This window comes from Gemmatimonadaceae bacterium, assembly GCA_037721215.1.
In the GTDB taxonomy this organism is placed as follows: Bacteria; Gemmatimonadota; Gemmatimonadetes; order Gemmatimonadales; family Gemmatimonadaceae; genus UBA4720.
Window position 1 is genome coordinate 125,288 of sequence record JBBJNV010000008.1, and the last position, 13,689, is coordinate 138,976.

Annotated in this window: 11 protein-coding genes and 1 tRNA gene; 8 read left to right on the plus strand and 4 right to left on the minus strand. The window is 61.1% G+C overall.

From position 1 onward, the window contains the following. Positions 1-113 precede the first annotated feature (113 nt). Together WKF55_05980 and WKF55_05985 are read left to right on the plus strand one after the other, a co-directional pair. Positions 114-2,225: a TonB-dependent receptor gene (locus tag WKF55_05980; GenBank protein ID MEJ7759125.1), complete on the plus strand. Its 2,112-nt coding sequence runs from the start codon at positions 114-116 to the stop codon at positions 2,223-2,225. A gap of 219 nt (positions 2,226-2,444) precedes the next feature. After that, entirely contained in the window at positions 2,445-2,903 is a 459-nt protein-coding gene (locus tag WKF55_05985; protein MEJ7759126.1) for a MarR family winged helix-turn-helix transcriptional regulator, read from the plus strand. Between the two features lie 124 nt (positions 2,904-3,027). On the opposite strand, the gene WKF55_05990 is transcribed toward WKF55_05985, so the two are convergent. Continuing rightward, positions 3,028-3,558, minus strand: coding sequence for a hypothetical protein (locus WKF55_05990; GenBank protein MEJ7759127.1), 531 nt, complete (start codon positions 3,556-3,558; stop codon positions 3,028-3,030). Positions 3,559-3,951: 393 nt separating this feature from the next. On the opposite strand from WKF55_05990, the gene WKF55_05995 reads away from it, so the two are divergent. The 3 genes from WKF55_05995 to WKF55_06005 all read left to right on the plus strand — a co-directional run bounded on the left by WKF55_05995 (position 3,952) and on the right by WKF55_06005 (position 6,072). Next, positions 3,952-4,248 carry a histidine kinase dimerization/phospho-acceptor domain-containing protein gene (locus WKF55_05995; protein ID MEJ7759128.1) on the plus strand — a complete coding sequence of 99 codons (297 nt, stop codon included), beginning with the start codon at positions 3,952-3,954 and terminating at the stop codon, positions 4,246-4,248. Positions 4,249-4,458: 210 nt separating this feature from the next. Then, positions 4,459-5,238: a ferritin-like domain-containing protein gene (locus WKF55_06000; protein ID MEJ7759129.1), complete on the plus strand. Its 780-nt coding sequence runs from the start codon at positions 4,459-4,461 to the stop codon at positions 5,236-5,238. Between the two features lie 15 nt (positions 5,239-5,253). Continuing rightward, positions 5,254-6,072, plus strand: a complete 819-nt coding sequence (locus WKF55_06005; GenBank protein MEJ7759130.1) for a ferritin-like domain-containing protein — start codon at positions 5,254-5,256, stop codon at positions 6,070-6,072. Between the two features lie 66 nt (positions 6,073-6,138). On the opposite strand, the gene WKF55_06010 is transcribed toward WKF55_06005, so the two are convergent. Together WKF55_06010 and WKF55_06015 are read right to left on the minus strand one after the other, a co-directional pair. After that, positions 6,139-7,812: a M28 family peptidase gene (locus WKF55_06010; GenBank protein MEJ7759131.1), complete on the minus strand. Its 1,674-nt coding sequence runs from the start codon at positions 7,810-7,812 to the stop codon at positions 6,139-6,141. Between the two features lie 102 nt (positions 7,813-7,914). After that, positions 7,915-9,357 (minus strand): NADP-dependent isocitrate dehydrogenase, encoded by a 1,443-nt coding sequence (locus WKF55_06015; protein ID MEJ7759132.1) that lies wholly within the window; start codon positions 9,355-9,357, stop codon positions 7,915-7,917. 137 nt (positions 9,358-9,494) lie between these two features. Between WKF55_06015 and WKF55_06020 the strand changes: the two genes are divergently transcribed. Next, positions 9,495-9,568: transfer RNA gene (locus WKF55_06020), tRNA-Arg, on the plus strand. A gap of 1 nt (position 9,569) precedes the next feature. Continuing rightward, entirely contained in the window at positions 9,570-10,862 is a 1,293-nt protein-coding gene (locus tag WKF55_06025) for an amidohydrolase family protein (GenBank protein ID MEJ7759133.1), read from the plus strand. A gap of 46 nt (positions 10,863-10,908) precedes the next feature. On the opposite strand, the gene WKF55_06030 is transcribed toward WKF55_06025, so the two are convergent. Beyond that, a complete protein-coding gene (locus WKF55_06030) occupies positions 10,909-12,474 on the minus strand; it encodes a M28 family peptidase (protein MEJ7759134.1) in 1,566 nt (521 codons plus the stop codon). A 55-nt stretch (positions 12,475-12,529) separates the two neighbouring features. On the opposite strand from WKF55_06030, the gene WKF55_06035 reads away from it, so the two are divergent. After that, positions 12,530-13,507, plus strand: coding sequence for an MlaD family protein (locus WKF55_06035; protein MEJ7759135.1), 978 nt, complete (start codon positions 12,530-12,532; stop codon positions 13,505-13,507). Positions 13,508-13,689: the final 182 nt, after the last annotated feature.

The following is a 13,689-nucleotide window of genomic DNA, read 5'->3' on the forward strand; positions in this document are numbered from 1 at the left end:
GCGGCCCGCGGATAAGCTCTCGTGCTGACTGCCTGCGCCGCGATTTATATTGGCTCCCATATTATTCGGACCGTTCACCGGGTAACCCCCGCTCGAACACGCGGGAATGAGTGTTGACGGGCCGGTTCAATGGTGCGAGGCTGATCGCACTGTTGCTTGCGCTGGCCCCGGGCGCCGTAGCGAGAGAGGCGCGTTCCCAGGATTCCGTGGTGAGGAAGCTGACACCAGTGGTCGTGACAGTTACTCGAACCGGTGCCACCAGCGTGCTCCTGGCTCCATTCGCGCTGACGGTTGTCACTCCGGATAGCACTCGTCCCGGCCAGCGTCACGTCGCCGTCGACGAGATGCTATCGCTGGTGCCCGGACTTTCGGTGAACAACCGCAACAATCCGTCACAGGATCCGAGACTCGCCATCCGCGGCTTCGGTGCGCGGTCGGCGTTTGGAATACGTGGGGTCCGTGTACTCCGGGATGGCATGCCGCTGACGCTTCCCGACGGTCAGACCCCCCTCGACTACCTGAGCCTTGAATCCGTCGGTCGCGTCGAGGTCATCCGCGGATCGGCTTCAGCGCTCTACGGGAATGCATCCGGTGGTGTGATCGATATCAAATCGGAAGCCCCCCCGGCGTCGGCGTTCGAGGCAGAAGCACGGCACTGGGCCGGCAGCAATCAATTCAAGCGCTCGGTGCTGGCAGCCGCCGGGTCCGCCGGCAGCGGTTTCTACCAGGCCGACCTCGGATCGAACCGAACGCGGGGTGCACGCTCACACGCGGCCCAGCGCGCCCTGAACGGCTTCCTGAGGGCGGGCGTCGCAGCAGCAGGTAGCAGTTATGTGTTGTCGCTGATGGGTCTCGATATGCCTCTGGCCGAGAATCCCGGAGCCCTTACCGCTGAACAGATGCGACTGGATCCCGACGGCGCAGATCCGGTCTCCGTAAGAAGGAACGCCCGGAAGGCAGTCAAGCAGATGCAGGGAGGCCTTAGCGCAACACGCCCTGCCGGCAATGGTAAAGTCGTCGTTTCCGCATTCGGAGGGGCACGGAGTCTTGACAATCCGCTGACTTTTGCGGTTGTGGAGATTGGCCGTCACAGTGGCGGGGCGAGTGTTCGTGCAAGCCAGACCAGCATGGCGTTGGGGCGCAGGAACCAGCTGACGGCCGGGCTCGACCTGCAGGGACAAAACGACCTGAGACGGAATTACGTGAACTGCGCCGATACCATCCGCGCTCCGGCGGCTACACCCGAATGTCCCGATCCTGCATCGGAACGCGGTGGGATCACGCTCGATCAGCGCGAGCTCGTGTCCAGCGCCGGGTTGTATGTGAACAATGAGATGGCAGTGAGCGAGCGGTTCCGCATCACGGCTGGAGCGCGCGCTGACCGCGTCCGGTTCGAAGTGCGTGACCGGTTGACAAGTGCCGGAAACCCGGACGATTCCGGCGTCCGGGTACTGGCCGCTGTCACCCCGATCATCGGGGCCGTCTCGCGCCTCGCCCAAACCCACTCAGTATATGCCAACATCTCGTCTGCCTTCGAAACTCCGACCGCTACCGAGCTTGGCAATCAGGCCGATGGAAGTGCGGGCCTGAATCGCGATCTCGAGCCCCAGCGATCGACAACGCTGGAGGCGGGGCTCAAGGGCGAGTTTGGTCGGTCGCTGCGATACGATCTTGCAGGATACACCACTCATGTGCGCGACGAGCTAGTGCCATTCGAGATTCCGGTCAGTGATGGCCGCCGTTTTTTCAGAAATGCCGGTCAGACGCGGCGCGCGGGCGCCGAAGCCGGCCTGGGTGCGGAGGCTGGCAGTTTTGGGATGACGGCGTCTTACACGTACTCGCGTTTTCGGTTCGAACGCTTTGTCGCCGGTCCAAAAATCTTTGATGGCAATGACATCCCGGGAACGCCGCGTCACCGGGTCCAGGGTGCGGTTACGCTGTCATCGAGGCGCGCATTTGCGGTTGTGGAAGGTGAAGCCGCGGGTTCCGTTTTTCTTGATGATGGGAATAGCGACCGCGGGCCTGGTTACGAGGTTGCCCACGTCCGCGCGGGAACCCGGGCGCTATTCGGCGATCCGTCACTGTCGGTGACCGCAGGGGTGCAGAACATTTTCGACCGCCGTTACGCTCCGTCTGTGGCTGTCAATGCTGCGCGGGCGAAGTATTTCGAGCCAGCGCCAGGACGCTCTGTGTATGCTGGTTTGACACTACGTGGGGCGTTATAGCCAGGCGATACGCATCGTCGCTTCGGCGGGTTGTTATCGCTGACGCATTTTGCACAGCGCAGCTCCTTTGTACGCAGGATGCCGCGGTCAGGAATTAAATAATGATGGCAGGAAAGTCACGGTTCCGCGTTTTGTCCGAATGGCATATCTTAGCGGTAACCCTTCCCCATCTACATGGCCTCGCAAACATCATCCAGCGGATCTTCAGGCGGCCGACACGTGCAAGCCGATATGGCCACGGTGATCGATTCGATTCGCTCGGTGTTTCAAAGTCTTCGCAGTTCGGGGCGAGGAGCGGAGCAGACGCCTGGAATCAGCGGAGCGCAGATGTACGTGCTCGAGGAACTCGCTGGCGGCCCGGCGTTGTCAATCAACGAATTGGCGGCGCGTACATTTACGCATCAAAGCTCGGCGTCAATGGTTGTGAGCCGGCTCGTCGAACGGCGCCTTGTCACGCGTGTGGTCGATCGCGGTGACGCGCGAAAGGTGTGCATCTCGCTGACTCCGTCCGGGCGCGCCCTGTTGAAGCGAAAACCTCATGCCGGCCAGTCGAAGCTGGAGGAGGGATTGAAAAATCTTTCCCGCTCCGAGTTGAAGCAATTGGCGAACACCCTTGGCGTCCTGAAGGAGATCCTCAGCGATCAGAGTCGGCGGTCGGGCCGGGTGCGAAGGTCATGACTGACCGCCCGAAGTCAGTTCGCCGCAGTTGATCGTTGTGGGCGGCGCGATCCGCTTGTAGTCAACAGGGGCGCACTGAAATCAGTGCGCCCCTGTTTTCTGCGGTCGGATTGCGTCGCTTTTTCTAGTGCGACCCGCCCGAGCCCGATCCGCCGGAGCTGCCGCCTGAACCGCCGGAGCTGCCGCCTGACCCTCCGCCCGAACCGCCGCCTGACCCTCCACCGGAGCCGCCGCTCGAGCCAGAGCCACCACCAGAGCCTGAGCCGCCACCGGATCCTGAACCTCCGTTAGAACCGCCGCTCGACCCGGAATCACCTCCGGAACCACCCGATCCACCCGACTTGCCGCTACCGGACCCGCCGGATCCTCCGCCCGAACCCGAGCCTCCTCCAGAGCTACCGGAACCTCCGCCGGAGCCGCCGCTATCCGAGCCGCCCATTCCGCCCGAACCGCCTCCCGACTTTCCTGAGCCGCCCGATCCGCCCATGCCGCCGGAGCCACTATCCGAGCCGCCCAGTCCGCCCGAACCGCCTCCCGACTTTCCTGAGCCTCCCGATCCGCCCATGCCGCCGGAGCCACTGTCCGAGCCGCCCATTCCGCCCTTGGAGGAACCGCCCTTCTGATCCCCGCCTTTGTTTCCCATGTCGTCCGCCATGCATCCCCCCCGCCCGATTCGGGCGCATTGATAACGCAGCGATGCGGAACCGTCTTCCGCCCTGGGTGCGAGTCGCAACATTCAAGCCATCGGACCGCCGGGAGACAGAGACGCGACACGACAATTTCCTGACCATATGCAACCCTCCGCAATCGTATGGGGTCCCATATATGTACGGTTACGCGCTGGATGGCTGTACCCGCCGGCAGGGATTCGCTGGCGCCGTTGTTGCAATTCTCCCGGTCAACCGGAGGGCCAATGCACATTGGCCGCGACAAAGCTGAACCGAAACAGACGCAAAGACGTGCGACATCCCGGTCGTCAGAACTCCCGACGGCCGCTCATGCGCAGCTCGAAGACGTACTGAGGGAACAGAACGCCGAGCTGGTGGCGATGAAAGCGCGCAATTGCCGGCTGCGCAAACGGATCACGGACGCACGCCTGCGTGAAGTACGGGCGAAGCGCGGTAAAGCGGATCTGGTTGCCGCTCTGGGCCACGAATTGCGGACGCCGATGCAGGCAATCTTCGGCTACATCGAGTTGCTGGAACGAGAAATTCATGGACCTCTGTCACTCGAACAGGCCCATCATCTGGAACAGATTCGGCTGAATCAGCAACAACTCATGGAGTTGCTGAACAGTGTTCTGGACATCGCCAGTCAGGACGACGGCGGCCGCACCCCAGGATAACTGCGACACGCGATCGCGGGTGAAATCACGGGCCGATTTTCGCCGAAGCAACCATCTGAGATCCGCTTCCGCAGACGGCGCGTATAACCAGCGTTCCAGAATCTACCGGGCAAGCAGCGAAGCATCCGCAGCCCCGGTTCCTTGGCGGGCGTTCGTTCCTGATCCGGGCGCAGCCAGCAAGCACAGACCAGATCAATGGAGATGGGGCAAATGCCTGACGCAGACAAGACGCTGGTGCTAGAAACGACCGCGCAACTCTGGGATCCCAGATCGCGGCGCAATTTTCTGAAGCTGATGGGCGTCGGAGGCACGATGGTGCTTCTGCCGAGCATGCTCGCCAGTTGCGATGACGGCGGAGTGCCAGTTCAGCCGGGTGGGCCAGGTGGTGGCCCCGGCGTTATCGGCGGCCCCGGCACAGGGTCGACCGTCACTATCGATTTCGCGAAAGGCGACATCGCTGTTCTCCAGTTCGCATATGCGCTGGAGCAGCTCGAAGCAGATTTTTACGTGCGAGTCGCCAACGGCTTTGGTGCCTCGGGGCTGAGCGCAGCCGAGCAGATGATTTTCACCGACATCCGGAATCACGAAGTCATTCACCGTGAAGCACTGCGGACTATACTCGGCACAGCAAATGGTTTCACGCTTACGCCGGTCTATCCGAACGTCAACTTCAGCAGCCGCGCTTCGATCCTTGGAACCGCAAAGACGTTCGAGGACTTGGGCGTCGCAGCCTACAACGGCGCCGCGCAATACCTCACGAATGCCGCTAATCTCACAGTTGCGGGAAAGATTGTCTCCGTCGAGGCGCGCCACGCTGCAGCAATCGCTGACCTCATTGCGCCAAAGACCACTGCCTTCTCCCTGACCCCGTTCGATGATGCTTTCTCACCGCAGAAAGTGGCAGGCGCCGCGCAGGGCTTCATCGTCAACAAGCTGGCGTTTGCCGGTACGATCCCGGCGTTCGTCCAGGGTCCCAACAACAACGGTTAAGGAGATATCGTAATCATGGAGAACACAACTCTCATGCAGGGTCTCGACCCGGAGATGATGGAGCCCATCGTCTCACGTCGTGACGCTATTGCAAAGGGCGCATTCGCCAGCAGCAAGGTGATGGCCGCTCTGGCACTGGGTTCGGTGCCGATTGCGCTTGGCGCCCTTGCCAGGGATGTCTACGGGCAGACTCCGGCCGACGTGCTCGATGTACTTCAGTTCGCACTTCTGCTCGAGTACCTCGAGGGCGAGTTTTACACCCGCGGTGTAGCTGGGGCGGGCCTTATCCCCGCAGCCGATCTCGTGGTTTTTACCCAGATCAGGGATCACGAGAACGTCCATATCACCGCTCTTCAGGGGCTGATCAGGGGCCGCGGAGCCACACCAGGAGCGAAGCCGAATTTCGACTTTACCGCGAAGGGTGCCCTGCCGGGCTTCAACTTCACGGGCACTGCGCAGTATCCACCCTTCATGGCGCTGGCTCAGGCTTTCGAGGATACGGGTGTGCGTGCGTATAAGGGGCAGGCGCCGCGTCTGATGGGCGACAAGGCGATTCTCACCGCTGCTCTGACCATTCATTCCGTCGAGGCGCGACACGCTTCACAGGTTCGCCGCATGCGCGGGCAAAAGGGCTGGATCACCGGCAATAGCCGCGGCGATCTGCCTGCGTTCACACAGGGTATCTACAATGGCGAAGATCTCGCCATGCAGGCTGGCCTTGACATTACGGCGCTTGGCACCGGTAACGGTGGTATCGGTGCAGTGACAGAGGCGTTCGACGAGCCTCTGACGAAAGCGCAAGTCACCGCGATCGTCACGCCGTTTCTGGCGTAACAAGCTCTCGACAAAAAACGGCGGCCGGGAAACCCGGTCGCCGTTTTTTGTTGTCCTGCAGCCCCTTCACTGCTGACAGTCCCCTTTCGGATCCGGCTTTGCCTTGTCCACAACAACCCGGTGATCCAGGTTCGCAACACTCGCGGCTAAGTCAGCCATCAGCTTTGTCACACGAGTGAGGTGAGGGTAGCTGATGTATTGCGGCTCATCGGTGAGCTGATGATAGTCGATATGCCCGCCAGTACTCATGAAGACGATCGGGATGCCGTAGCGCGCATACTCATAATGGTCGCTGCGACAGTAATAGTTCTCCGGATGTCCGTCGGCATCGAACGTATAGTCGAACGTGAAACCATGACGGCCGGATTTGTTGACACTTTCTACCATGTCACCCAGTTCGGTCGACAACCGCCGCGATCCAATGAGCTGCAGATAGCCCGGATTGCCGCCCGGAAGATCCGAAGCTTCGCCCCGGCCAATCATGTCGACGTTGAGTTGAGCTACGATCGAATCGCGAGGAACAGTTGGATGGGTTGTGAAATATCCAGCCCCGAAGAGCCCGAGCTCTTCGCCTGTGTGCCATACAAACAGCAACGAACGCCTTGGTCTCACACGCGCGGCGGCAAACTTTTCGGCGATCTCGATTACCGCAATCGAGCCCGAGCCATCATCGTCGGCGCCATTGTTGATCGAGTCCAGACGTACTGGCCGGATGCGCTTCAGGCTGTCCACATTGACAACTATTGACGCTCGCTCTCGCGGCGTCAGACCATCCCCCGGAAAATCAGGCAGTTCCTTTTTCCTGGCAACATAGATCTGCTCCGCGATTTTGTTGTACGCGCGAACCGAATCATGGTTGAGTGGGCCGCCGTACCGGAGGCCGACGTGGTCGCTGTGCGCGCCTATCGCGACGTACTGGCCACGAAGCCTGGCATCGCTACCCGGCAGAATCGCCACGACGTTACGCGACGGCGCCTGTACGCTCCGGAATTTTATCTCGCCCCTCAGCGTGCCACCGACGGTGCCTGGCCGCGCGTTCGCAAGCGGCACGCCTAGAAATCTTGTCACCGAGGCGGCAGGCAATGCGATGGTCAACTGTCTGGTGACGGTATCGGCGTCACTCCTCATGAGCGTCGGCGTATTCATTACCGCTCGCCTCAGTTGAGGCAATGCGGGATCCGGCACCACGACCATGAATGCCGCGGCCTCGGGATATCTGGTTGATAGCCCTGCCGGCGGTCCGCTTACCAGCACCACCTTGCCGGCACCCTGAGCACGGGAGATCAGTGTCGAGATGTCGGTGGTGCTCCCGGCAAACACGACCTGCGCTCCATTGACGGAACGCGCAGTACCGCCAGGATGCAGCGGGAAATAATCCGCAGCGCCAACAACCGCGGTATTGCCCACGGTCAGCTGCGACGCGGCGTCGAACGAACGGGTGAACAATGGTACGGCCTGGAAATACGTCCCATTGTCGCCTGCGGGGACGAGACCCAGACGGCGCATTTCGCGCTCGATGTAGGCGGTGGCTCTCAGACCGCCTTCTGTGCCAGACCGGCGGCCCATCATCGAATCGTCCGCGAGGATATAGAGCCGAGTCATCGCGTCCGCGGGAGTGATGGCGGCGACGGTCGGCTTGCCGGAATGTTTAATCGGCAACGCAGTCTGGCCGTTCACGGGCGATGACGTCGCAAGGACAGCGGGAAGTGCGAGCAGGATGAAACGAATGGTCCTGGTCATGTTATTTTTACGATACGTCGCGCGCACGACAGAATGCAGTCATTCCGTCAATCACTGGGTCATGCATTAACCGGAGCTGGAGCGAGCGTGTCGCAGGCAGAACTATTTGCCGGATCTGCTGAACGCGTCTTCTCCGTCGAACTGCTGCAGCTTCTCGATGTGCATCCACCGGTGGACGTTGCCAATACGGGTGAGAAGCGAGAGAATCTCGGCATCGCTGATGTCGCCAGTCCGATTTCTGGCGAGGAACCGGCAACGATACTGGTCGACGAGGCTCACTGTCTGATCAGTCACCGGAAAAACAGTGTTGCCACGATTGCCGATCGAGTGAAGCGACAAGGTCTTGCCCTCCACCAGCCTCCCCAGCGAACCTCCAAGCTCGGCTGGCTGCAGCTCACTCTCAATAAAAATGTCGACGCCGGTCACGCGCCGAGTAGTGACAGGCATGACGGAAACTTCGTCTCGCATGGGCGATATCCGTACCGCGTGAAAATCGCGCGCAGCCGAAGTCGTCGACTCACGACCCAGGTTGGAAATGATTGCGTTCGCAAAATCGGTCGTTGACGAAGGCGGCGCCGTGCCACTCATGTCACCGCTTCGCATTCCGCTTTCGAGTGTCACCAGCACAGCCTGCTCGATGTCATTCGCTGCCGTCCCTTCACCGATGTGCCGAAGCATCATTGCGGCAGAGAGAACGATCGCAGTGGGGTTTGCAACGTTCCTGCCGGCGATGTCGGGTGCAGACCCGTGCACTGCCTCGAATATCGCCACCTCGCTGCCGATGTTTGCCGAAGGAGCGAAACCGAGGCCACCGGTGAGCCCCGATGTGAGGTCGCTCAGGATGTCGCCGTTCATGTTGGTCGTGACAATCACGTCGAACTGCTCGGGGCGCATTGCAAGTTGGTGCGCACAGTTGTCGATCAGGATGTGTTTTGCCTCGATCTGGGGATAACGCGGCGCGATTTCCTCGAAGGTGTGCTGCATCATCCCCTCGGTGAGCTTCATGATGTTTGCCTTGGTCGCGCAGTGCACTCTCTGCCGTCCCGCGGCAATCGCAAACTCGAATGCCAGCTCAACGATCTTTTCGCACCCCAGCCGGGTGATGATCTTCAGGGCCTGGGCGACTCCAGGGGTCTGCATGTACTCGATGCCGGTGTATAGATCTTCGACGTTCTCACGGACGATGACGATATCCAGCTTGCGTCCCGTGAAGGGCGTCGTCACACCCGGTAATTCACGGACCGGACGAAGATTTCCGAAAGTTTCGAACAGGGTGCGCAGCGTGACGTTGGCACTCTTGTTTCCGTGGCCGATGGGAGTTTCAAGTGGTCCCTTGAGAACGACCTTCGTCTCTTCGATTGATTCGATGGTGTCCTGCGGAACTCCGGAGACTATCCCCTTGCGGAACATCTCGGCGCCAGCGTGGCGCACATCGGCCTGCACCTTGACGCCGGTCGCCTCGATCACGCGAAGGGCAGCAGCAATGACTTCAGGTCCTATTCCATCGCCGGGAATGACGGTGACTTTTCTCGAGTTGATTGGCATGCTGGCAAGTTAAGCGGGGCATGACACACAGTGGAATGGCAATGCCTGCCACACAACGCCTGCCACGCGTTGACCCTCCGCTGAGCGTGGGTTACTATCCTCAAGCCGGCTCCGTACCAACAGGAACCGCGCGATACGCGTGCGTAGCTCAGTTGGATAGAGCGTCGCCCTCCGGAGGCGAAGGTCGTGGGTTCGAGTCCCGCCGCGCGCATATGAATATCCGGGCCCTGCTGCTGGCGGCATGTATGCCGCTTTGCGCGATCCGGGCGCAGGGGGCTCAGCCGTCGACCGTCCTCGTGCCCGCACGCGTGTTCGACGGAACTTCGGCCGCGGTACATCCCGGTTGGATAGTTGTCGTCACCGGGAACGACATCATCTATAGCGGCCCCTCCGATCCGCGCCGCATTCCGGCGGGGGCTACGCGGCTCGCATTACCCGGGATGACACTGATGCCGGGGCTGATCGATGCCCACACGCATTTGTTCCTGCACCCTTACGACGAAACGCCGTGGGTGGACCAGGTTCTGAAGGAATCGCTGGCCCTGCGCACCGCGCGTGCCACGGTCCACGCGCGCAATACTCTCCTCGCCGGCTTCACGACCATCAGGGACCTTGGTACCGAAGGCGCAGACGATGCAGACACCGGAATCCGTCAGGCAATAGCAGCCGGGATAATCCCGGGGCCGCGACTGCTCATCTCAGGCCGGGCAATCGTTGCCACCGGCTCGTACGCACCAGCTCGTACGGCATATGCTTTCGAGCCGAAGCAGGGCGCGGAAGAGGCGGATGGTCCAGAACTCCAACGCGTAGTCAGGGATCAAATCGGACGCGGCGCGGACTGGATAAAGCTGTACGGTGACTACAGATGGGGTCCGGACGCCGGCGCCCGTCCGACGTTTTCGGTGGACGAGCTCAGACTTGCCGCAACCACGGCGCACGCCTCAGGCCGCCGGCTCGTGGTCCATGCTTCCACCGCCGAGGGTATGCAGCGAGCGGTCGACGCTGGCGCGGCGACAATCGAGCACGGGGATGAAGGAACGCCGAAGGTGTTCCGAGCCATGGCCCGCGCGGGGGTAGCCTACTGCCCCACACTGGCTGCAACCGAATCGATACAGCGATACCGTGGCTGGAAAAAGGGGCAGGAACGCGCCACGGACGCAATCGAGCGCAAGCGGCGCGCGTTCGCGGCGGCGAGAGCCGCAGGGGTGAAAATCTGCACCGGCAGCGACGCCGGTGTATTCGCGCATGGCGACAACGCGCTCGAGCTCGAATTGATGGTCGAATACGGGATGCCGCAGCGTGACGTTCTCATCTCCGCCACGTCGGGAACCGCCGGAATCCTTGGCCTGCAGTCACTGATCGGACGCGTGGCGGCAGGCATGCGCGCCGATCTGGTTGCGGTGGAAGGTGATCCTCTTGCGGATGTTTCAGCCGTGCGGAGAGTCAGGTTTGTGATGAAGGATGGTGTCGTCTACCGGAATGACCTGACGAATCAGCGCCCGTAAAAAAACCGCTGGATGATGCATGGGATCCCATATATCCGGATCATGTTTACCTCGTATTCTCTTCCCAGCTGCGAGCGGCTTTCGGGCACTCCGGCCATGGTGTCACAGCGCCAGTGCGGGGATCAGTAAGAATTGCCCGCTCTCGCCCCACCCGCTGCGAATCTTCGGAGGCGAGATATACCAGCATTGCCGTCAGCACCGCGTTGTTCTTCACTTCGTCGATAACGATCTTGTCGAACGTGTCGCGATTGGTGTGCCATGTGTATGCACCATAGTTCCAGTCGAGCGACGAGAGACCGAAAGCGGGCGCTCCGTAGCATATGAACGCTGCGTGATCGGTGCCTCCGGTTCCGGGTCTTCCCGGAGTCTGAAGTGTGATTCCTGCAGACACCTCCGGCGGCATCATCGAGAACCATCGGGTAAAGTGTGCTCCCGCATTCATGAGACCCTGCGTGGATATATTGATCACCCGCCCTGTACCATTGTCCTGGTTGAACAGCGCCTGCATACCGCTGACGATCTTCGGATGATCCGCCGCGAATGCGCGCGATCCCAGCAAACCAAATTCTTCTCCACTCCAGTGGCCAACCAGAATCGTGCGCTTCGGCTTCGGATAAACCGTGCGCAGGATTCGCATTGCCTCCATCATCGTGACAGTTCCCGTCGCATTATCGGTCGATCCTGACGCACCGTCCCAGCTGTCGAAGTGCGCTGACAGCATCACGTACTCGTTCGGTTTTTCCGACCCCCTGATCTCGGCGATCGCATTGAACATCGGAGCCACTCCCTGCCAGGACGCCTCGGCCGAGAGTCGCACGACGGGCTTCTGCGACCGTTCGGCCAGACGGTACAACAGGCCATAGTCTTCGCAGCCTACGTCGAACATCGGCGCCCGCTCGGTGCGGGCGCGAAAGATCCGGTTGACCCCCCAGCCACCGCTCCATGTGCTCGTCAGAACTCCGATCGCACCGGCGCTCTCGAGCTGAGCCGGAAGTGTGCGGGAGTTGTAGCCGGTTCGCTCTATCCGAGCTGTCCAGCCAGCCGTCGCCGCGCTCCGTTCGGCGCGGATGGCAGCGAGCGTTGCCGGCAGCGAATATTGCTGAAGATCCATGTCCGGCCGGCAGGACGCAGACGGCGCCGACATCAGGACGATCTTTCCCTTGACGGCCGGCAGCCATCGCTGGAACGCGATGCTGTCCGCCGCGTCGCCAAGAATCGTCACTTCGCCCTGCAGGGGCTGAGCCGAACCGGGGCTGTAGGCAAGCATCGTCCCTTCGAGCGAACGTACCCGGGGCGCGATCAGGTCGATGTGCGACAGCCCCCTCCGCCAGGTCTTCCACGTGCCGAATTGTTCAAGACGTGCCGGGATTCCCCACGTTCGGTATTGGCTCACGAGCCAGTCGTTTCCAGCCTTGAGAGACGGGGCGCCGGTCAGCCGCGGGCCAATTGAATCGGAGAGCGTCTGTGCAAGTCGGTAAACCTGCGAACGCTCCATCCCTTCCGCCTGAATCCGGCTGATGACCGGATCTACAGCAGGCGCGTTCTGCCCGGCGGACCCTGCGGGCGCCAGACACACCAATGCGATCCCGATCGCCGAATAACAAAGTTTCATTGACTACCTCCGGCAACCAATATTATGACTCGAGCATCCGTCCGGCATTGCTTCAATGAAGTTCACGCCTCTACCTTTCGGCATGGCCCGCGAAATCCGATGGAGCGAATTGCGAACCGGCATCATTGCGGCTGCGGCAGTCGCCGCGGTTGTTCTGTCGATTCTCATTTTTGCGAGGGTCGGAGCTCTGCACGGGGATACGGCGACACTTTACGTGGTTACGGACAACGCGGTTGGAGTGCTGCAGGGCACCGAGGTCTGGCTGGCCGGGCAGAGGGTCGGGCTCGTCAAAAATATCGAGTTTCGCTCGACATCGACCGACACGACTGCGCGGCTCGCCATTGAAACAGAAATACTTGCGGACCGGCTCAATTTTATCCGCCGGGGTGCTTATGTGGACATCCGTCCGGGCGGGAATCTGATCGGCAGCCCGGTAGTGTATATCGCGTCGGCAACGTCGCAGTCGCCCGCCATCACCAGCGGCGACACTCTGTTTTCACACGAAAAGAAGGCACTCGGCAACGTTGGCGTGCAAGTCGATCAGCTGATTCTGCAGCTCGGCGAGCTAACCGACACTGGCAACAAGATTCTAGCGCAGGCAAAATCGCCGCGAAGCGCAATTGGTGCATTCAGGGCGACCGGGATGCCGCAGATCGCAAACGCAGGCGAGATAGCGTCGGGGCTCATGACCAAGGTGACGCGGGGAAGCGGAAGTGCCGGCCTGGTGATGCGAGGTGACGCTGGCGCGCGGGTGGCGCGGATTCGCGCACAAACGGACAGCATCATGATGCTGATTCAATCCGGTGACGGCAATGTTGGCCGGTTTCGCCGCGACTCTACTCTTTTCCGGACCGTTGGAGAAATACGTTCGAGCATCGACACTCTGAAAGCGCTGGTAAGCAACCCCGCGAGCCCGCTCGGGCGTGCGCGGACTGACAGCACGCTCACACGGGAAATCGCGCGAGTGAGCGCGGAGCTCGCACTGCTCATGGCGGACATCAAGAAGCACCCGCTCCGCTACCTGTCCTACTGACCTCGCTGGTTACGCTTGACCCATTTTCTCTCCGTTGTTAGCTTCGCACTCGACAGCCCGCCTGCCGCCTCCCGCCTCGACTGATTGCCCGGCTGCCTGCCAGGCCCCGAACTCCCCTCCCCGCTCGATCCAATTACTGCTGGCTTGCTTGTGCAATACACAAAACCTTTCCGCATTCCGCC